The organism is Virgibacillus sp. Bac332 (genome assembly GCF_003667785.1).
In the GTDB taxonomy this organism is placed as follows: Bacteria; Bacillota; Bacilli; order Bacillales; family Amphibacillaceae; genus Virgibacillus; species Virgibacillus salarius.
In genome coordinates, this window is sequence record NZ_CP033046.1 from 256657 (window position 1) to 278629 (window position 21973).

Annotated in this window: 15 protein-coding genes and 2 pseudogenes; 4 read left to right on the forward strand and 13 right to left on the reverse strand. The window is 37.3% G+C overall.

The genetic code is table 11. The features are described from left to right. Positions 1-113: 113 nt before the first annotated feature. Genes D9782_RS01200 through D9782_RS01215 form a run of 4 tightly spaced genes read left to right on the forward strand, consistent with a single transcriptional unit; the run spans position 114 to position 4815 of the window. Entirely contained in the window at positions 114-1295 is a 1182-nt protein-coding gene (locus D9782_RS01200; protein ID WP_026682529.1) for a galactokinase, read from the forward strand. After that, a complete protein-coding gene (gene galE / locus D9782_RS01205) occupies positions 1296-2288 on the forward strand; it encodes a UDP-glucose 4-epimerase GalE (RefSeq protein WP_121603852.1) in 993 nt (330 codons plus the stop codon). Positions 2289-2296: 8 nt separating this feature from the next. Next, complete coding sequence (locus D9782_RS01210; RefSeq protein ID WP_121603853.1) at positions 2297-3793, forward strand: UDP-glucose--hexose-1-phosphate uridylyltransferase; 1497 nt, start codon at positions 2297-2299, stop codon at positions 3791-3793. Then, the gene (locus D9782_RS01215; RefSeq protein ID WP_026682532.1) at positions 3790-4815 is read left to right on the forward strand and encodes an aldose epimerase family protein; all 1026 of its coding nucleotides are present in this window, start codon (positions 3790-3792) and stop codon (positions 4813-4815) included. Before D9782_RS01210 ends, D9782_RS01215 begins: the two co-directional genes overlap by 4 nt. 591 nt (positions 4816-5406) lie before the next feature. On the opposite strand, the pseudogene D9782_RS01220 reads toward D9782_RS01215, so the two are convergent. The 13 genes and pseudogenes from D9782_RS01220 to D9782_RS01280 all read right to left on the reverse strand — a co-directional run. Further along, positions 5407-6358: pseudogene (locus tag D9782_RS01220) on the reverse strand (RNA-guided endonuclease TnpB family protein); the annotation flags it as partial. Continuing rightward, positions 6359-6556, reverse strand: a pseudogene (locus D9782_RS01225) (transposase); the annotation flags it as partial. It lies immediately after the preceding pseudogene. A 125-nt stretch (positions 6557-6681) separates the two neighbouring features. Then, positions 6682-7821, reverse strand: coding sequence for an FAD-dependent oxidoreductase (locus tag D9782_RS01230; RefSeq protein ID WP_026682533.1), 1140 nt, complete (start codon positions 7819-7821; stop codon positions 6682-6684). 15 nt (positions 7822-7836) lie between these two features. Then, a complete protein-coding gene (locus D9782_RS23900; RefSeq protein ID WP_026682534.1) occupies positions 7837-8259 on the reverse strand; it encodes a DUF3995 domain-containing protein in 423 nt (140 codons plus the stop codon). Beyond that, a complete protein-coding gene (locus tag D9782_RS01240) occupies positions 8256-8888 on the reverse strand; it encodes a TetR/AcrR family transcriptional regulator (protein WP_080668741.1) in 633 nt (210 codons plus the stop codon). Before D9782_RS01240 ends, D9782_RS23900 begins: the two co-directional genes overlap by 4 nt. A 281-nt stretch (positions 8889-9169) precedes the next feature. Continuing rightward, entirely contained in the window at positions 9170-9796 is a 627-nt protein-coding gene (locus D9782_RS01245; RefSeq protein WP_026682535.1) for an NUDIX hydrolase, read from the reverse strand. A 506-nt stretch (positions 9797-10302) separates the two neighbouring features. After that, positions 10303-11112: an endonuclease/exonuclease/phosphatase family protein gene (locus D9782_RS01250; RefSeq protein WP_240455782.1), complete on the reverse strand. Its 810-nt coding sequence runs from the start codon at positions 11110-11112 to the stop codon at positions 10303-10305. A 189-nt stretch (positions 11113-11301) separates the two neighbouring features. Then, on the reverse strand, positions 11302-12381 hold the full coding sequence (locus D9782_RS01255; RefSeq protein ID WP_121603855.1) for a Gfo/Idh/MocA family protein: 1080 nt from the start codon (positions 12379-12381) through the stop codon (positions 11302-11304). Between the two features lie 143 nt (positions 12382-12524). Further along, positions 12525-13400 carry a sugar phosphate isomerase/epimerase family protein gene (locus D9782_RS01260; RefSeq protein ID WP_121603856.1) on the reverse strand — a complete coding sequence of 292 codons (876 nt, stop codon included), beginning with the start codon at positions 13398-13400 and terminating at the stop codon, positions 12525-12527. Between the two features lie 24 nt (positions 13401-13424). Then, the gene (locus tag D9782_RS01265; RefSeq protein ID WP_051388433.1) at positions 13425-14438 is read right to left on the reverse strand and encodes a family 20 glycosylhydrolase; all 1014 of its coding nucleotides are present in this window, start codon (positions 14436-14438) and stop codon (positions 13425-13427) included. Positions 14439-14455: 17 nt separating this feature from the next. Next, entirely contained in the window at positions 14456-15796 is a 1341-nt protein-coding gene (locus D9782_RS01270) for a glycoside hydrolase family 125 protein (RefSeq protein WP_240455783.1), read from the reverse strand. 56 nt (positions 15797-15852) lie between these two features. Beyond that, a complete protein-coding gene (locus D9782_RS01275) occupies positions 15853-18585 on the reverse strand; it encodes an alpha-mannosidase (RefSeq protein WP_121603857.1) in 2733 nt (910 codons plus the stop codon). 139 nt (positions 18586-18724) lie between these two features. Continuing rightward, positions 18725-21868 carry an alpha-mannosidase gene (locus D9782_RS01280; RefSeq protein ID WP_121603858.1) on the reverse strand — a complete coding sequence of 1048 codons (3144 nt, stop codon included), beginning with the start codon at positions 21866-21868 and terminating at the stop codon, positions 18725-18727. Positions 21869-21973 lie beyond the last annotated feature (105 nt).

Below are 21973 nucleotides of genomic sequence, written 5' to 3' on the forward strand. Positions count from 1 at the left end.
AAATTATAACTTATTATAGTAGAATTAAATAAATTAATTTAATTAATTATTTTGTAGTGGTTTTTTTCTATTTCTGCGTCGTTATTTATACGTTTATTCAACAGGAGGTACTTATGAACATTGAAGCCTTAAAAAAGGAATTTCATACTATTTTTCATGCAGAAACAACACCACGGATATTTTTTGCACCTGGAAGAATTAATCTTATTGGGGAACACACCGATTATAATGGAGGTTATGTCCTGCCTGCTGCCTTGTCATTTGGAACTTATGCATTGGGAGTAAGACGAAAAGATAAGAAATTTCGTTTTTATTCGATGAATTTTCCTGAAAAGGGGATTGTAACATGTGATATTACGCAGCTCATCTTTGATCCGGCAGATGATTGGGCGAATTATCCTAAAGGAATGATTCAGCTACTACGGGAGCACACCAAATATATTCAAACCGGTGCTGATATTCTCTTTTATGGAAACATTCCAAACAGAGCTGGCCTTTCTTCTTCTGCTTCGATAGAAATGGTAACTGGAATTCTATTAAAAAATTTGTATCAATTAAAAGTGAACCGCTTGCAATTAATTCAATTAGGGCAAAAAGTAGAGAATACATTTATAGGAGTTAATAGCGGCATTATGGATCAATTTGCAATCGGTATGGGAAAAACAGGGCAGGCGATTCTATTGAATTGCCAAAGTCTTGAATACAAATACGCTCCGTTACATTTAGAAAACTATGTCATCCTAATTATAAACACAAATAAACATCGCCAACTTGCTAGTTCAAAATATAATCAACGTCGTTCCGAATGCGAACATGCATTAAAAGCGTTACAGAGTAAGCTCCCCATTCAAACTCTTTGTGAACTGACCCGTGAAGATTTTGATGCAAATAAGCATGTAATTAGGAACAAAGTTATCCAAAAACGGGCAAGGCATGTTGTCTATGAAAATGCTAGAACATTAGATGCAGTGCAAAGCCTACAAGAACATGATCTACAGCAGTTTGGAGAATTAATGAATGCATCACATCAATCGCTTCAACAAGATTATGAAGTGACTGGTTTAGAATTAGATACTGTCGTTGAAGCTGCCTGGGGGCAGGAAGGTGTGTTAGGAGCTCGTATGACAGGTGCAGGTTTTGGTGGTTGTGCAATAGCAATTGTAAAAAAGGACAAAGCTGATTTGATTATAAATCGTATTAATAAAATATATGTCAACACTGTTGGTTACAATGCGACGTTTTATACAGCAGTTATGGAAGATGGAGCAAAAGAACTAAGCGAAGGAGTGCTTTAATTGCGTATTTTAGTATTAGGAGGAGCGGGTTATATTGGCTCTCATGCAGTATATCAATTAATCGATCAAGGTAAAGATGTAGTTGTCATAGACAATTTACAAACAGGTCATTCCAAAGCGATACATCCAATGGCAACCTTTTATAAGGGGGATATTAGAGACATTAACTTTTTACGTGACGTTTTCAAAAAGGATTCCGTTGATGCAGTCATACATTTTGCTGCGAACTCATTAGTTGGTGAATCTATGAAAAAGCCCTTACTCTATTTTGATAATAATGTCTATGGTACACAAGTCTTATTGCAAGTCATGGTAGAGTATGGAGTCAAGCATATTGTGTTCTCTTCAACTGCTGCCACATATGGCGAAGCTACTATCAACCCTATTCAAGAGACGATGCCTACAAATCCAACTAATGTCTATGGCGAAACGAAGCGTACAATGGAGAGATTAATAGAATGGACGGCCAAAGCCCATGGAATTAACTTTGTATCACTCCGATATTTTAATGTAGCTGGCGCACGAGAGACAGCCGAGATCGGAGAGGACCACCGTCCAGAGACACATCTTGTGCCAATCATTTTACAAGTAGCACTTGGACAGCGGGATGCGATAACGATCTTTGGTGAAGATTATGATACTGACGATGGTACCTGTATTCGCGATTATGTCCATGTCGAAGACCTTATTCAAGCACATATCCTAGCACTTGATTATGTACAAAATGGCGGTAAGAGTGATGTGTTTAATCTTGGCAGCAATACTGGATTTTCCGTTAAACAAATGATAGATTCAGCGCGACGCATTACAGGGAAATCCATTCCAGTTAAAACGGGAGAGCGACGAGCTGGTGATCCGGCTGTCCTAATTGCTAGCTCCAAAAAAGCTAAGGAAGTATTGGGATGGAAGCCAATGCGAACTTCGATTGAAACTATTTTAAGCGACGCTTGGAAATGGCATACGACACATCCGAACGGTTATGAAGGGGGATGAAAAGAATCATGATTTACCAACAACTTTCGAGACTAATTAAGCAAGCCCTTACCATTGGTTTCATTGAGGAACATGATCAAATCTATGTTAGAAATCAAGTCATGCATTTACTTAACCTAACCAACTTCCCAGAAGATACCATTCCATCGATAGAGGATTCCATACCTAATTTGCTAGAAAGCATTGTAGAGTATGCAGCTCGCCATCAAGTAATAGAAGATATTTTTGAAGAGAAAGAAATGCTGGCTGCTTCCATCATGAACTGTTTTATGGCTCGTCCATCCGATATCAATAGAACGTTTTACGCAAAATACGAACAATCACCGCAAGCAGCCACGGATTATTTTTACCAGTTAAGTCAAAACAGTAATTATATTCAATTGAAACGAATACAGAAAAATATTCATTTTAAAACAAATACACCTTACGGAAAAATGGATATTACTATTAATCTTTCCAAACCAGAAAAAGACCCTAAGGAGATTAAACGGGAAAGAGAATTAAAGCAAGACCTAAACTATCCTAAATGTGTGTTATGTATTGAAAATGAAGGGTATGCTGGACGTGTGGGCTACCCAGCACGTGCCAACCATCGTGTAATACGGGTGCCATTATTGAAAGAGAATTGGTATCTCCAATATTCACCGTATGTTTATTATAATGAACATAGTATCTTACTTGCAGAAGAACATCGCAATATGAAAATAGATAAACAGGCATTTGAACGTTTGGTACAATTTACCGAAATGTTTCCCCACTACTTTATTGGATCAAACGCTGATTTACCAATCGTCGGTGGTTCCATTTTAGGTCATGATCATTATCAAGCAGGCAATTATAAGTTTGCCATGGCGCAAGCAGAAGATGCTTTTACCTTTGCATTAGATCCATTTAAACATGTATTATGTTCCGTATTGAAATGGCCGTTATCTGTTATTCGGTTGCAAAGTAAAAACAAAGAACAATTAATAGCAGCAGCTAATTTTGTGCTGGAATCATGGAAAGGATATACAGACGAATCCGCCTCTATCTATGCCTTTTCAAATAACATTTCTCATAATACGATTACTCCAATTGCTAGACTACATACTAACGGCGTCCATGAATTGGATCTTGTCCTACGGAACAATCGCACCTCTGACGAACATCCCATGGGAATCTTTCACCCCCATGCTGATGTTCATCATATAAAAAAAGAGAATATTGGACTAATTGAAGTAATGGGGCTAGCTGTATTACCAGCTCGATTAAAGGAAGAATTAGCAGAGATTAAAAAATATCTGCTTGATGAAGCGTGCCATATTGCGGATTATCATCAAGCATGGAGTAAACAATTGAAAGAAACATATGGTTCTATTAAAGATAAAAATGAAGCATTATCCATTATCATGGAAGAACTAGGAAAGAAGTTCACTAAAGCCCTTGAAGATGCAGGCGTATTTAAAAACAAAGAGCAATTCTTACGTTTTATCAACTCACTAAATAGAAGTGACGATACAATATGAACATACTAACTAAAGCAGTTACAGAAAAATGGAAAGAATATACATTAATAAATGACAAGCGAATGTCCGTTAGTCTCTTAAATTATGGCGGTATCATCACAAAAATAATGGTTCCGGATCGAGATGGTAATATAGAAAATGTCGTACTAGGATTTAAAAATTATACAGATTATAAAATCAATCCTGCTTTTTTTGGTGCATTGGTTGGTCCAGTAGCTGGTAGGATTCAAGGTGCTTCCTTTCAGCTCAATGGCAAGGAGTATTTACTGGAGAAGAATCACGGGCTTCATCACCTTCATAGTGGTGCAAACGGATTTCACCAGGTGATCTGGGATGTCCAACCATTGCAAACAGACGATACTGTTGGTGTGAAGCTGACGCATAATACAGCAGGTAGTAATGAATTTCCGGGTAATGTGTCTGTAGCTGTGACATACACGTTAACAAATAGAAATGAACTCACGATTCATTACCATGCAACTACCGATAAAACAACTCCAGTCGCTTTAACGAATCATAGCTATTTTAACTTAAATGGAAATGCAAAACACAGCGTGAAAAATCATGTTGTGGCATTTAATAGTGATTCATTTATTGAACTAGATCATGAATTAATTCCAACCGGAAAACAGCTCGATGTCAAACAGACAACTTTTAACTTCCGCAATGGGCGTTATCTAGCAGACGGCATGTTGACTCCTTCTGAACAGCATGAGATTGCAAGTGGTGGCTATGACCATTACTTTCTGTTTGATGGGATTGGAAATATACAGGTAACCGAAAAAAAATCCGGCCGAGTGATGAATATTACTACAAGCCAACCAGGAATGGTGCTATATACAGCAAATACTTTGGAAAAAGATATGAAGTTAGCCAACGGATTCGCTGACAAGTACATGGGAGTATGCTTCGAAACACAAGGAACTCCAGCCTCTCTCCATCACAAGCAGTTCCCATCCATTCTTTTAGAGCCAAATGAAACATACCAGGAACAAACGGTATACTCCTTCCATATAAAGTGAAACTTCACTCCGTGGGGGTTATTGTTTATCCAGCACGGATGGTTCGTACCATAAGGGTATGACCTAAAGGCCCTTGAATCAATCGGACATCTACTGGCAGTTGGTCCCCAACTCATCCATATTGATGTCCCATTATTACTTGAAGAGGGATATTCCTACAAGGTTATATGTGGGACAAGACGGAGACAAAATTGTTTTGATCAGACAACAGCTAGATCTGATAGCTGCTCTGGATATATACGTCGCTTTTCCGCGAGCACATTGGTTAGCCTCCCTGTGCTAATGGTACTGGTGTTTCTCTAGTTGAATAAGAAAGACTTCGGGTAGCTCCTTCTGACGAGTAGCGAATAGAACGAAGGACATGAACCTTAAAAGATAATTTGTCGTTACCAGACTTCAGTATTCTAGAAAAGGAGATGTCCTATTTTTTTCAAACTATCATTCTACATGCCAATGCAATTAAGTGAACTACTCCCACCACTTACCACCCTTACGGATTGCTTGAAGTGGGGGTTTCTTGGGTAATCGCCACTTTTAGTAGCTGACGAAATGGACCAAGCTAACCCTCTTGTTCCAAGAGTTTATATTTTATTAGGCACTTGCTAATAAGCGAATGCCTTCTTTTCTGATATGAAGCGCTGAATTATAATCTCTATCGAGATTTAGCCCACACGAACAAGCGTATGTTCTAATTTCTATAGGCATTGGTTGGGTATTTCCGCAACTCGAACAAGTTTTGGTAGATGGGAACCATTTAAATTTTGATAAGTTGTTTCCCTTGTTCTTTTAGTTTGTACTGTAAGAAAGAAGGGAACATTCCCCATCCATTATCAGCTACGCTTTTACCGAATTTAAGTGCTTGTGACATTCCGTTCATGTCTAAATCTTCAATCACAACAGCATCGAAGTTAGACACTAACTCCTTTGATTTATGGTGAAGAAAGTTTTTGCGTTGATTGGCAACTTTCTCTTGAATTTTAGCTACTCGAATACGTTGTTTATTCCAATTTGCAGAGCCTTTCTTTTTACGAGAAAGTTTACGTTGTTCTTTTGCTAATTTATTAAGTATTTGTCGATAAAACTTAGGATAATTGGCTTTCTCACCCATTGAAAAATCTAAGCCAACAACTTTTTCAATTTCCTTCCTTTTTATCTCCTTCTCGTACTCTGTAAGAATCGAAATATAGTATTTTCCTGATGAAGTCATAGACAAGGTACAAGATTTGATGTTGTACTCCGAAGGAATTGCTCGATGTTGCTTGATTTTGACCATTTTTAATTTAGGTAATTTGATATGACCATCCAACAACTGAATATTTCTATTGACGACATTCGTTGTGTAGCTTTGTTTATGGTGTTTGCTTTTGAATTTTGGGAACTTGGCATTCCCTTTGAAGAAGGCTTTATATGCCTTATCTACGTTTAGTTGAGCGTTTGCCAACGCTAATGAATCGACTTCTTTTAGCCATTCGTATTCTTTTTTGTAATTGGCAGGAGTAGGATGTTTTACCGTTTTCCATGCTTCTTTATCAGCTTTAGGCTTTCATACGTTTCTATATTTTTTTACTACTTCAATAGGCGAACCGCCAGTCGTCAACAAACACAAGCTTCTTGACCAAAACATTTCTTTCCATAACTTTTTACGAACATGAGGAAAATCCCTCTTGCTAAATCTTGAACTGGAACTTTTATAGGAATTGATGAATTTCGATCATTCACTATTTGATTGTGCTTTGAACAAAAAAGGAAAAAAAGGCCTTTGGGCTGTCGCCCAACCGAAACTCATCTCCCCCTTACCGTTGGGCTACGCATTTCACACGCTTGAGGATGGAGACTTCTTTCGGAAGTACGTTAAATTTCCCAGATTCAAGTACTATATTCATAGCGATAATTATATATAAATTGATTTTGCTTACGGTAAAAAGCTTGAGGAGTCGTTTTCATCATTAAATTACGAATACGACAAAGGAAAGGGTGTTCGAATTGCGCCATAATCCCTACTCGTCTGGAAATCTTGCTGATTTTATTTGCTCTATCTACTCTCTCTTTCTGATAAGCTTGTAATCCACTATCTGGATGATTGAATAAAGACATGCCTAGGATGTAGGCATCTTCAATTCCTTGACATGCGCCTTGTCCTAAGTTTGGTGTCATAGCATGAGCTGCGTCTCCAATAAGAGCAATATTGTCAAAAACATATTGGTCGATTGTAGGAATATCATAGATATCATGTTTTAGGACATGATTATTTTCGGTAAGCTTTACGAAGTCAGTAACATGCTGTGGGTAGTTTTCTAGGCGTTTGATCAAATCTGAAAGAAAATAATTAGATATAAGGTGATCATTTGGCCGAGTGTTAATAAGCATGTACCAGTATGCCTTTGTTTTAGATATCGGTAAATAACCAAAGCGTCCATTCGGTCCCCATAGTTCATGAAGTTCAGCGTTTAAATTCATGTGGTTGTCTATTTGGGTAACTCCTCGCCAACAAGTATAGCCAGCGTAACGAAGTGATATATTCGGCAGCAATTGCTTGCGAATAACAGAATGAATTCCATCTGCCGCGATTAACATGTCCCCTTTGACTTCTTCACCATCATTCATTAACACGGTGACTCCATGTCGATGCTGACGACATTCAACAGCTTTCTTTCCAAAGTAAACAGGGACTGATTTTAATTCCTCTAGAAGAATATGGTGTAAATCTGCACGGTGAATAGCGATTGTTTGTTCAGGAAATAGACTTTCATTAAGCTTTGATAACGTTTTCCCTTTATCAGAGGAAATAACAAAACGGTTTATGAACTGACCATGTTTTTTTAATTTTTGTGTTATCCCCCATTCCTCAAAAATACGGATAACGTTAGGTGCTAAAATAATTCCTGCTCCTACAGGTTCTAGTTTTAGTGCCTTCTCAAACACTTGTACATTCATTCCAAGTCGTTGAAGTGCTATGGCTGTACTTAATCCAGCAATTCCCCCACCTAAAATAATTACTTTTTTCATATACAAATTTTCCTCCTATTTTGTCATTAAAACATAAATAAATGTAAAACTAAGAAAAAGACAAAGGGGCGTATAGGCAATCGTATCCATTTTAGAAAAAGAAGTCCTTCGTACTTTTTTAAATAAACCTACATAATTAAAGTCACCGATGCCTCTAAGAGCAAAAACGAGAAAACAGAAAAAACAAAGGATACTAACTAGCTTCGTTTGCTTTACAAATGGGATAAGTGAGCTTTGAATGCCTAAGATGAAGCATGAACTAAAAAGGCAAACAGCCACTAAGAGTGTTACCCATTTCCCGGGGGTAAACTTGTGATGATTATGAACATCTTGAGGTATGACGGCACTTATTCCTTTTGTTCCCCCAAATGCCCAATAAACGTGAATGAAGGCTAGTAGAAGCAATATGAGACAAGAAATGATCGAAAAGAATATCATTGATCCTCCTCCTTATTCATAATAAATTGTTCGAGAAGCAGTGAAACTCTTCGGTTCACACTTTGAAGAAGTGTCGTTACGGATTGTTCATGATGTACCCACATCATCACCGATGTAAAGTACGTGCCTAAGAGAATAGAAGCAATATCTTCAAGTTCGACATGAACTTTAATATGTTCTCGTTCTATTTCTTCCTTTAATAGATTCATTAACAGGTCTTTAAGTTGTTGAACCGCATTCATTTCATCATCAATAATTCCCGAGGTTTTGAACAATTCGGCTACAGCAAATTTCATTAATTTTGGGTATTCTTCATACCTCGTCGTTAAATCAGTAAATAATGTGATGATTTTCTGTTTTACATCCATATCTAAACTCTCTTGGATATTAGTTATCCGATCCATTTGCGATTGTCCAACAAATAAAAGAACAGATTCCTTCGTAGAAAAATAATTGTAAAACGTTCCTTTTGCAATCCCACATGCTTTGGTAATTTCAGAAACACTGACTTCATCAATACCTTTTTCAGAAAACAAACGAATAGACTCGAAGAAAATCTTTTCTTTTAGCTCTTTTTTTCTAGCTTCTCGTAACACATAAATCACCTCCACAATAATGACCATAGTCATAATTTGACTACGGTCATTATTTTATCATGCTCACCCGTTTATGTCACCAATTTATTGATTTTGATATTTAGTTGCGTCTTGCAAAGACAATATCGGCGATATAGCGCATCAGCATACTTAGCTACTTCCAAGCTTTAGTGCAGCGCATGTGAATAGAACGAAATAGTCATTTATATTATCAATGGATTAATGAACAAACACACGAGCCCCGTAAAACACTAGTAGCAGCAAGCCTCCCATCGTTTATAGAAAGCTGGGAGGCTTGCTGCTACTTCATTTATTTAAGATTGATTTGCTTGAAGTAAGTGAATAAAATGCGCTAAAATTCTTGCGGTTAATCCCCATATTACTTTATCATTATATTGATAAAACAGCTCATCTAGTTGACGAACTTTCCAATCATATTTCTTACCACCTTGAATTAAGTCATACGGAAAATTTGCTTCAGGAATCACTTGAAAATTCACTTTGTAAACCTCAGGTTCTGTTTCAAGAAAGTATTGAAGTGGTACCGTAAAAACTTCTTCTACCTCTGAACGATTAGCTTCTATTCCTTCTGGTTTCTTAAGCCGTCCAACAAAAGGATAAATAATTCTTCCAAAGTCTGATACCATATAATCTAATGGAATAACATCGTCAATTTCCTCCTCACGTATTCCTAATTCTTCAGCAGTTTCACGTATAGCACATTGTCTTTCATTTATATCGTCTTTTTCAACCCTTCCGCCTGGAAAGCAAATGTCACCCGGTTGCTGACGCATTTTTTTCGAACGGACTTCAAAAACAAGATGTGTTTCATTACTTATATCAACTAAAGGAAGTAATATAGCGAACTCATGAAATTTTTCACTACCTAAGATGGTAGGTTTTCGATCACTTAACCTAGAAATAACTTCTTTTGCATGCAAAATCCTCACCTCCAGTTAAAAAATCTATAGTGTACTGCTATTATACAATTCTCTTAATTTAATAAACAATTATTATACAAAAGTGCAAGCGCCCGATTAGAAACGTAAAGACTTGAGCGAATCAACAGAGATAAAGGAATCACGGTGAGTTTGTGAGCCGATGCTGACTTAGATTAGGGTGATTCGTAAAGTCTCCTAATTTCTGGGTGTTGGAGCTGGACGCGGTTCAACACGCTCCTATTTATCCACAAGCTCAAATTTTATAATTTCCTATTAATTTCCTAGACTAATACAAAACGGTCCAATATTAGTACCGTTCTCCGTTTATTGAGAAGAACTTTTAGAAAAACACTGCATAATAAAATGCATCCTCCATCGATGTAAATGACACTCTTATAAAATTCTCTGTTAATAATTGAAAGCAAATAAAAGGAGCCAACGATTCCTACGAGGACAGCAACAGCTGATACCCATGGAAGGCGGCTCAATCTGCAATTAAATAGCCATTATCGTTTTAATGTGATATCTACTACTATCGGAAGGTGGTCGGATGATTCAGAATAATGTACGTTGGAATTTTTATATGTCACATCTGATGAAGTTAGAATATAATCTATACGCTTCGTTGGATGGAGAACGGGATACGTATTAGCTTCAACTACATCTTTAAATGTATCTACAACGTTTAGCCCTGTCTGTAAACGTTCTAATTCTTTACTTTTAGGTTCTGCATTCAGGTCCCCCATTAATACGGTTGGTTCGTTATAATAGGAGGAAATTTCTATAATTTCTTCCACCTGTCCCATTCTTTCTACATGACTTAAACCTAAATGCGTATTAAAAACAGTAAGATGTACTCCCCTTACATTAACCTTACCTATTAGTAAACCTCTTTGCTCCCCATCACTAGATAAATGTATATTCTTCGAATCTATAATTGGATACTTACTAAGTATAGCTGTGCCATATTGTCTATTTTCTACTTGTCCGGGGGCTGGCTTTAAATTTAAATTAGCTCCAAATGTATAATGGTATCCTACTAATTTTGCTAATTCTCTTGCTTGATCTACAAATTGGCTTCGTTCCCCAAAATATCGATCAACCTCCTGAATAGCAATAATATCAGCATTTGTCTCTTTAATCACATTTGTAATGCTTGGTAAGCTTAACTCATTATCCAAACCAACGGCATGATGAATATTATAGGACATCACTTTTACCGTGATATCTTTTCCGAAGCCCTTTGCATGAATATGTTCTGATAAAGCAAAGGATAGAATCAACATGAAGCTAAAACCAATAAAAACTCTCTTCAAATAACCACTTCCTTCTATCATTTCATATCTACATTCATTTACCTTTATTGTAACCAGAATAATCTTACAATATATTAAACTAGCTTAAAGCTACAGTTAATTTTATGTTAATTTGTTTTTTATTTTACATGTCGATATTTCCCGGGAAATAGAAAAACCTGACAAGCATACCCTCTTCATTCTACAAAGTCACTCCATCTTCGAATCTTCATAATGGATCTCTGCACCACTCTTGCTGGATTCATATACAGCAGTTAATATTTTCATTATTTCAACCCCATCATGTACAGGGCTTATTGGTTCTCTTTTTTCTTTGATACAAGTAATAAAATGATCAACTTCATTTTGAAACCCTTTAGTAAAATCAAAGGATAAATCATCTATTTGTGGGGTAATAGTTAAGATTGTGTCATTTTTTTCTGTAATAAGTCGGAGTTCAGGTTCTATTTCTGCGCCACCTTTATCTCCGAAAATCTGAACAGCCATGGCGTCTTCTTTTGCATGGAGTGTGAAGCTGGTATCTAGCAGTAACGATGCACCATTATCAAAACGAATCATTGCATTAGCTAAGTCTTCCACATTATTTTTATCTGGATCGTAGTCTGCAGCCTTATAGTAATCTTTGTGTTTTATATTCGAGCGATTTCCTAATTTGTAATATGTATTTCCACTAACCGATTTTACTTTTGGTTTCCCCATAAGGTACCAGCAAAGATCAATTATGTGGACACCTAAATCAATTAATGGTCCTCCTCCTGATCTTTCGTTATCTGCAAACCATCCTCCTGGATTACCTAATGCTCGTATACATGATGCCTTTGCATAATATATTTCTCCTAAATCTCCAGATTCAATAAATTTCTTTAATACTTGTGTATTTGTACCAAATCGACGTACAAACCCTACTTGTAGTACTTGTTCTGGATTGTTGTCTACCGCCTCTGCAACTGCCATTGCCTCTTTTACTGTTTTACACAATGGTTTTTCAACTAAAACATGCTTCCCAGCGTTTAATGCTTCAATAGCTATAGAAGCGTGTGTATTGTTCCAGGTACAAATACTAACAGCATCTACCTTCCTATCTGCCAACAGCTCCTTATAATCCGTATATACTGTTTTAGCTTGATACGCTGCTGCTTTTTCATGTGCACGTTGGTTATTATGGTCACATATAGCATAAATGTCTACATCACTATTATTTTTATACGATTGCAAATGCATATTAGAAATTGATCCAGCACCTATTAACCCAATTTTCAATTTATTCAATTATTAGCCCTCCCTTTCGTTTTCTAACGTTTAGGCAAAAGACAATATATTCATCTCATTTTTTGTCCTAATAAAATTGTAAATTTATCCCTTTAAAACTGGCAGTAAGACCACTACTTTGAGCAATAAAGTGAACCCTTTATTTAATTCTCCTCTTCCCATAACCTTTTTATATTATCCATACCAATTTTACATGCCTCTTTACACGCTTCCATTCCTTCAAATTCTAACGTAATATTATCATCATAACCAAACTGCTTAATCGCTTGAATTATTTCTCTAATATCGATATCTCCATGACCCACAATAGCGCCTCGCAAATAGTTTCCATTGGATGTTCGAATCCACTTCCCCGCTCCAGGGTTTTTCGATTGTGGCCGGTAATAAAAATCCTTAAAATGGATAAGTGAAGCGTAGGGGAGGTTTTTTTGAACTCCTACTATTGGACTTTCGTCGACACACATAAAATTACCAATATCTAATGTTGTTTTAAAGTTAGGTCTATCCACTGCTTGTAATACACGTTGCACACGGTCACTATGCTGTACAGCTAAACCATGATTCTCAATAGTTGTTGTAATTCCAAATGGAGCAGCATAATCCGCAATTCTCCTACTCCCTTCAACAATGTATTCTAACTTATTTTCAAAATAGTCAATCGTTTGTTCGTCTGAAGATAAATCAAAAGCTGTTACATCATGACGCATATGCTTTATATTCATATGCTTCATTAGGTCAACATGCTTTTTAACTCGATCTATTTCCGCTTCAAATGCCTCTTGTGAATCCTGAATAAAATTAGCCGGAATAGCATAGTTAGAAAGCTCTATCCCATAATATTCTGCCCTTTCACATAGCTGCTCTGCTAGTTTCCAATTATCAACCAATGTATATCCGAACGGAACTATTTCCATATGTTCTCCACCGTTTGCAGCAATCCATTGCACAGCATCCAACACACTCATTTCCCCCGTATTAATAACATCTAGTAAACTATACGTACTTAAACCTACTTTCAAAATGCTCACTCCTTTATTTCCACTTTAATCCTTTAAAGCAGTTGTAATTACGTGAAGGGTATGGTGTAATTCATGAAGCTCATCTTTTTGTGAAGCACCTGTCATCTTTATCACTTTTTCGAATGAAGCTCTATCCCAGTTATTCCACGAAGTAACGAGCATACCTGGCATATTTTTTAATTTTTCACGTTCCTGTGCTTGTTGTATTCCCTGTTCTAATAAATCTACTGCGGCATCTGTTTTATACCAGCAAGCTGGAATTACAGTGAAGCCCTTTGATATAAAATTACCAATAGAAGGGTATGCTGGAAGCTTATCATAATGCCAGTCTGTAATTACAATGTCTTTTGGAATATGGTCAATCGCGTCATGTGTTCCGAATGTATCCCCTTCCCACTCGTTATATCCAAATCTTTCACTGTCATTTAAACGATCTCCCCACATAAACATTTCTACATTATGTGTTCCAACTAAATGATGATGTAAATCATTTACTACGTTTGCAAATAACTTTGCTCTGTCTTTCCCACGGCATCTGGGACAGTTAGGGTTAACCATTTCAAAAACTTCATCCATGCCAACATGAAAGCCATCAGCATCAAACGCTTCTATAATTTCATCCATCAAATCATAGACTAATTGATGTATATCTGGATGTTCCGGACACCAGCTTCTACAAAAAATTTCAGGCCACACTGCATCGAGTGAAATTTCGGGCGTTTCGTCAAATTGTGGGTATGCCGTAAGTATCGAATTACGTTTTCCGCCCCAACCCTGATGACCTAAACATTGAAATAACGGGATTAGTCTAATATTATGCTTTCGACATACGTCTGCAATCACCTTTGCATCCTGTCTCGTTAATGTACCCTCGGTTATCTCTGGATGTTTCTTAAAAACAAACGAGGTATTACATTCTAAAAATAGATAGTTAATCCCTTGCGGAACTAAAACATGATGAATAAATTCTATCAACGGTTCCACTAAGTCATGGGAACCAAATCGTAAATGAAAACCTCTAACCTTTGTTTTCTCCATTGGCATAACCTCCTTCATCATTTATTAAATGGGCTCCCTTTAACAAAATAACCGACTCTATTTAGCACAAATTCGCTAAACATTGAATTTGCCCATGAGAACCAAGGTCTCGTATAATCTGCTGGATTATCGACATGAAAGCCTTCATGCATTAATCCCGTATTTCCATCTGTTACTTTAAAGGCATTTAATATTTCCTCCTTTTCCTGCTCTGTCACTGCAGTCATCCCTTGAATTGCTAGCGCGATATGCCAAATATAATGCTCTGGTGTATGTGGACTTCCTATTCCCTTAGCTGCCTTGCCTTGATAATAATATGGATTATCTTTACTAAGTATGAATCTACGCGTATTTAGATAAATGGGATCGTTGATATCGCAATAACCAAAGTATGGAATGGAAAGTAAGCTAGGAACATTTGCATCATCCATCAGATTATAATTACCAAGACCATCCGTTTCATAAGCATAAATGGTTCCATACGTCGGATGTTGTACTTTAGCAAATTGTTCTATCCCTCGATCTATCTCATTAGCCAATCGAACTGCTTCTTCTTTGAGAAATCGATCATCTAGCACTTCATCTGCTATTTCTGCTAACTGTTTTAAGACGACGACAGCAAACATATTTGCCGGAATTAAGTAACCGTATTGACAGGCATCGTCACTTGGACGAAAACCACTCCATGTCATGCCTGTATAAGCTACAGGTGATCCCTTCCCATTATTCGAAAGTGTATCCTGTTTGGGACAATTGTCCCTTGCAAAATAGTAGGTGGAGTCAGCTTCGTGATCCTGCTCTGTTCGCCAAGTATCAATAATCCTCCTGACTGCTGCTAAAAATTGTGCATTAAAATGAGAGAGTCTTCCGGTTGATTTCCAAAACAAATAAGCCAGCTGTAACGGATAGCAAAGGGAATCAACCTCATACTTACGCTCCCACAGTAATGGAGTCATACTCGTTTGATCATCATGGTATCTATTCCCATTCGCCGTTTCATTAAAGGCATTGGCATATGGATCATGCGTAATAAACATGAATTGCTTTTGCAATACGCCTTGAATCATATCTGCTATTTCATGATCCGTTTCTGCAAGTAATAAATACGGTCGTACTTGTGCAGCCGAATCTCTTAGCCACATTGCTGGTATATCCCCTGTGATCACGAAAGTAGTTCCATCTACTTGAGGGCGAATGGTTGTTTGGTAGGTGTTTGAAAAGCATTGCTCAAACATTGCTTGTATCTTATGATCTTGTTTAAAATGTCGTTTTACCATATCGATCATTTGCTTCATCGATATTGGTACATTTATTTCCACTACATCACCACATCCTTTCCATGTATTAGCAGTATTCATCTCAGCCCACTGAGCAACAAGCCGTTATTGGTATCAGCCAATACGGAATACGTTGTTTATAGTTTTTGTTTAGAAAAACCGATGGTAACAATTTCATGTTTTTTCACAGGAAATGAGCAGCTTGATTCGATTTCGTTCATGAAAGGACTTACTACTTCCTCCAAGACATTACTTCGATACATATAATTGCATGAAGCTGGTGAATGAACCGTTAAACGAGCGTCCCTATTCGTTAAATTGAATCCCCGAGCTATCACATCACTTGATTCATCCGATACTTTTAAAGAAGTAAATGCAAGTAAATTTGATTGCCATTCAACAAACGATTGAGCTGGAGGTAAAACTCCTTCCTGTATAGCTGCCTGCTTTACCATTAGAGGTACTTGGTATTGATACGAGTCTTGAAATGACACAAGCTTGCTGCGCTCCCCTTCATGCGGATAGATACAAATGGAAGCCGTTTGCTCACCTAAACATTGAGCCTCAGGGGTTGGAAAGTATCCCCAATCTCCTAGTTCCCTTACAGATCGAAGTAACGTGATGGCAATTGTATTTCTTCCATCGCGTAATATTTCATACTCATTTAAACCAAAATTAGCGATCGTAAGCCCTTCCAATTCATTACTAACGTTTACAAATGCTTGCTGATGCTGGGAATAGTCTGGATTTGCCCAATCTTTTGCAGGCTCATTTGATCGCTCTGCTACTTCAAATACAGAGTCAGCATAATGCGTATCTGTTTGTATATCTGTCGGAAATAGCATTCGTAACCGATGATCCTTTGCCTGATTAGTAAAGGAAGTAGTAATTTGTACACCACGGTTATTTTTTTCCAATGTGACATAGGTCGTAATCGTATGAGTAATGGTATCCGTAACTCGTTTGGCTTGCCTCCCTGTAAACCAAACAAGCTCTTGCTGTTCCTGATCTAAGAGCTCAGAAGCACCTTTAGGTAGATCCCATTCATGAACAATTTGATAAACCGCACGAAAGGGACTATCCTTAATAATCGTTATTTCCGCTCTTATATCCTTTGTTGTTAGAGGTGTCTCTTCTTTTGGCTGCTTGTACATATATTCGTTTCCAATGTCCCCCGTATCTTCATAGATACATAGATCCTTATAAATGCGGCCATTTTCTTTATTCGTAATAACCAGAGATCCATTTTCATTCATTTTTACATGTGTATATTTATTTTCCATTTCCCTTTCATTTATAACTAATGATTGATTGCTAGCCGTTTTTGATGCTCCTGAACGGTGTACCAATGCAAAGGTTTCATACCCTAGTGTCGGAATATTTTTCGCTTCAAATGTTAAACGCACCCGCCTCGCCATAAAGGGTTGTCTGAATTGGTTATCAGGTAGCTCATAATCAAAAGCTATCCCTAAATCTTCCCATTCACAATCCATTCTATTTCCATACGCATCTACCAATATTTTGGTACCTAATGGGAACGCTTTTAGCTGCTGTTTGTTTACTCCTGCAGAAAAATATTCTTTTCTCACATCTAAAACCACCGAAACAATTCCAGTACGAATTTGACCAGTTGTATTGTACACAGCGAAAGGAATAGCATCTTCTCCCCATTTGGTAAAGGTTGTCGTATCAATATTTCTTGTTACGCTAGCTAAACTCTTATCGATAATAACTTCTGCTACCTGCTGACACTTCTCGAACCGAGTAACCATCTCACGATGAACTTCATCCACACTACAGCCGCATATACTATCATGTGGATGATTCTGCATTAATATTTTCCAACCGTATTCAAATAAACCATGATCATATGTTTCTCCTTGTAAATAGGCAAAGGTAGCAAGAGGTTCTGCAACCTTTTCAAACAGCACCTGACTTTGCTGATTCATTTGTTTAATGTAAATACGGGACGATGCAGTGTTTACAAGTGTCCCCCAACCATCTGTATGCTGGCTTCTTAATTCTCCATCAATGATTTTTATATCACTTGGAATAGAAGATGCAAGCTTCTCACAATACGCATTAAAATTTGAATGCATAAAATCCACATCAGGATTTAATTTCTTAGCTGTTCGCAGGGCTTCGGGCAAATTAAGTTGGATAGGCTGATGGTCACAGCCATTCATTAATAGCAGATGTGGCGTGGATGCATACTCCTTTAATGACTGAAGCTGCTTGTCCCAATAGTCTTGAGCTAATTTTTTAGCTACTGGTACTTCATTTCCATTACAATACCAATTGGCGAATAAGATACCAAGTACAGAAGAACCATCTGGGGAACGCCACAGCATCTCTGAATAAGGAGATTCATAACTTGTATCTTCCTGAACCACATTATTGAATCCTGTGGGCTTTACTCCTCTCCCGAAAACGGCATGATGAATCCCTGCCTGGCTTAATAACTGTGGTGCCTGACCAATATTACCAAAAGAATCCGGAAAGTATCCTACATTGGAAATTCCTCCCCACTCCTTCGAATCTTTCATTCCATATAATAAATTTCGGACATTGGATTCACTACTTGTTAAAAATTCATCCTGTAGAATATACCATGGACCAATATATATCCGCCCTTCTTGAATGAACTGTTTTAGTTTCTCTCTCATTTGCGGACGTACTTGCAAATAATCTTCCAATATTATTGTTTGACCATCTAAATGAAAACTTTTAAAATCAGAATCATTTTCTAAGACTTCTAAGAGCTGATCCATTAATTTGATGAGATACATATGATGCTTCTCATATGGCAAATACCATTCCCTATCCCAATGTGTATGTGAAATGATATGAACTGTCTGGTTACCTTCCAATTGCAATCCTCCTTGATAATAAATAAATGGGTCTATAGAGGTGCGACCTAAATGTTTTTAAACAAAAACTTGCTATTATGGTAGTTTCATCTTTGTAATAAGTTAATTAGTAATACACAGAGTGACTAACATTTTACTTCTATGATTTCGTAAGGTTAACTAGAAATGTTTTTATTTCATATGGCTTGATGTAAAACTTAATCTGTTCTTCATGATGTTTCTCTCCAATTACGCGCTCCATTAGATCACATTCCTGCCATGATAAAATGCAAAAGTCACTAGTAAGTGATACTTCCTCACGTTTCCCCGTAAATTCATGAATCCTTACAATTGCTTGATCGCTATTCTCTGCCTTTTTAACCGCATCTATCATCACATGATTGACAGAGCAACGAAACATGGAAAAATCTCCTTCATTGACTCTTCCATTACTATATATGAGTGGTTTATTTAATGCCCACGCCGCTTCCACGGTTTGCCCTTCGCTCCAATTACCTTGATGAGGAAATAATGCATACGTAAATTCATGATAGCCTTTATCTGCACCTGGATCCGGATGAATCGGCGATTTGAGCAGGGAAAGCCTTATGACATTATCCTTGATATCATAGCCATATTTGCAATCATTTAATAAACTAACGCCATAGCCCTCTTCCGAAAGATCCGCCCACTGATGTCCAACTGTTTCAAATCTTGCATAATCCCAACTTGTATTCCAATGGGTTGGCCGTTTGACATTTCCAAATTGAATATCATACGTTGCCTCTGTTGAACGAATATCAACAGGGAAGGCTACTTTAAGCAGACGTTGATTTTCCTGCCAATCTACAGATGTTTTAAAATCTATACGACGGTGATTGCGATAGACAATCATATCTTGCTGAATAACCGACCGACCATAATTCCAAACAAAACGAATGGTAGCATGTAAGTCGCCAGTTTCAATTACATGAATAGATTGCAATAACGATACTTCCTCCATCTTTTCTTGATAAAATATGTCAATATCCCACGCATCAAACATAAGCGGTTTATCTTCGAATACTTGTAATACATTTCCAATCGCTTCTTTTGCCAGTACTTCTCGATTATTTTTACGATCATACAGACGAGTAATTTGCCCCTTTTCATTCCAAGAAACCATATAAAATGGGGAGATAATCCCGTCCTCAGTATGGTTAAAAACCGGAGCAGCAGCTTGCTTTCGTGCTTCACTTGCAGACTGATACGCTATCCCCTTCCAGCCCATTGCTGGGACGTCTTTAACATAAACATAACAGCCTTCTTCCGTGACCTGTGTAGTTAATAATTTATTGTCACTATCCACCCATTTTCCATTCATATCTATCTGCTCAGACTTACGAATAAATACAGTATCATCTCGATTCCACGGTACAGAATTAAATATTGTCCACTTATTTTTGTCACTCTGAATAATACTTGAAACAGCATCATTCCACGTATTGTTCCCAATATCTTCTGCTTCCTGATACTCTTTCTTAGCATCTTTATATACTTCGTTAATAGAAGAGCCAGGGATGATATCATGAAATTGATTTCGCAATATCGCCTTCCAGCCTATTAATAAGGAAGCATCCGGATAGCGTGAAAAATTATCATGATAAACAGAAGCTATTGTACTAAGCCACTCACTGTCTCTATAAAGTAATTCAAGCTTTCGATTCATTCGCTTCATGAATGCTTGACTGGTATAGGTTCCACGATGAAATTCAAGATACAATTCCCCATCCCATGTATGGACATAGTTCTCGGTTTCTTCCATTGTTTCGTGCAACTTTCGAAAATAATCCTTTGCACGAGACGTTTTCACACGGGGAAGACCAGGTAATTTATCCATCCTGCTTCGCATTTCCAGCATTTCTCTATTTACTCCACCACCACCATCGCCATATCCATAAGAAATCAGTAGATCTTGATTCAGTTGTTTATCCCTATATGCTTCCCATGATTCCTTAATCACTTGTGGTGTCATGAAGCCGTTATATGTATAGTATCTTGAATCTGGCCAAGGCTCTGTCGTGGTAATAAAATGTGTAAGTATTTCACTACCATCTATTCCTCGCCAATAAAACGTATCATGAGGCATTCGATTAAATTGACTCCAGCTTATTTTTGTTGTCATAAATGTCTTAATTCCAGATTTCTTTAATATTTGAGGCAGCGCCCAGCTATATCCAAACACATCCGGTAGCCATAAATATTCACTTTCTATATTTAACTCATCTTTAAAAAACGTTCTTCCTACTAATAGCTGCCGGACAAGTGATTCTCCTGATGGGATATTACAATCAGCTTCTAGCCACATACCTCCATCTGCTTCCCAAGCACCCTCGGCTATTTTTTGTTTGATAGATTCATAGATAGCTGGATAATCTTCTTTTAAATAGGCATATAACTGTGGTTGACTTTGTAAGAATTTATATTCTGGATAGCGCTCCATCAGACGAAGTACTGTGGAAAAAGATCGTGCTGACTTTTCCCTTGTATGCTTTAATCGCCATAACCAAGCTACATCAATATGTGTATGCCCCACAGCATGGAAAGTAACGTGATTTGATTTCTCTAGTGTTTGTAACTGTTCCGTTAAAAAGGTTTGTGCATGATATATCGATTCATAAAAGCTCGAAGCTCCAGGGTTTAACCAATTAATTTTATTGATCGATTGGTTTAGTATTTGTAACAATTGATGCTTCTCCGGCTGATTCTCATTTAATACCTGGATTGTTTCGATCATCGCCTTCGCATCAAAATAAAAACCATCGACGCTTTCATCTAGCCAAGCAACTTCTGCTCTTCGTAACTTATATTCTTGATTAGTAGGATGGCCTCCTCCTTCGAGCCCTGACCATAATCGAAAATCCAAGGCTAGCGCGTTTCCAGCATAATCACTAGAAAGAAAAACCTCTTTATGATTGGAGTCAACGCCTTGATAGGGTTGTTTATTCACAAATAATAATGATTCAAATCCTGAATTATTCCCTCCACCTGTGTTACCAAAATCAAAAAAGCCAATTATTTGTTTTTCATCCCACTCTTTTGGAATGGGAACATTTGCAGACAACCATACATATAAATCTCTACCTTCCCACCTGTCTCCGATTCTAATTGTTGTATTGTCACTAATAGAGTTAGGTGGATATGCACCAATCTCACCTTCTTCATCTATACGAAAAGTCCATTCTGCTATTTTTTTCGCATCTCGATATCTGTATACGGAAAGCTCTTCCATTCTTGCTTTTAGTTTTTCTTCTGTTAAAAACACCGTTGTCATCACCTCACTAACTAATTAGTTATGTAAGAACGGCTCGTATGACATTCCAAAAAGACATACGAGCCATTGTTCAAGTACTTTACTATTCAACACGCA

Coding starts and splice junctions, on each gene's coding strand:
- D9782_RS01210 (WP_121603853.1), top strand. CDS start 2,297: ATGATTTACCAACAACTTTCGAGACTAATTAAGCAAGCCCTTACCATT.
- D9782_RS23900 (WP_026682534.1), bottom strand. CDS start 8,259: ATGATATTCTTTTCGATCATTTCTTGTCTCATATTGCTTCTACTAGCC.
- D9782_RS01270 (WP_240455783.1), bottom strand. CDS start 15,796: ATGAATACTGCTAATACATGGAAAGGATGTGGTGATGTAGTGGAAATA.
- D9782_RS01265 (WP_051388433.1), bottom strand. CDS start 14,438: ATGGAGAAAACAAAGGTTAGAGGTTTTCATTTACGATTTGGTTCCCAT.
- D9782_RS01230 (WP_026682533.1), bottom strand. CDS start 7,821: ATGAAAAAAGTAATTATTTTAGGTGGGGGAATTGCTGGATTAAGTACA.
- D9782_RS01240 (WP_080668741.1), bottom strand. CDS start 8,888: ATGACTATGGTCATTATTGTGGAGGTGATTTATGTGTTACGAGAAGCT.
- D9782_RS01215 (WP_026682532.1), top strand. CDS start 3,790: ATGAACATACTAACTAAAGCAGTTACAGAAAAATGGAAAGAATATACA.
- D9782_RS01200 (WP_026682529.1), top strand. CDS start 114: ATGAACATTGAAGCCTTAAAAAAGGAATTTCATACTATTTTTCATGCA.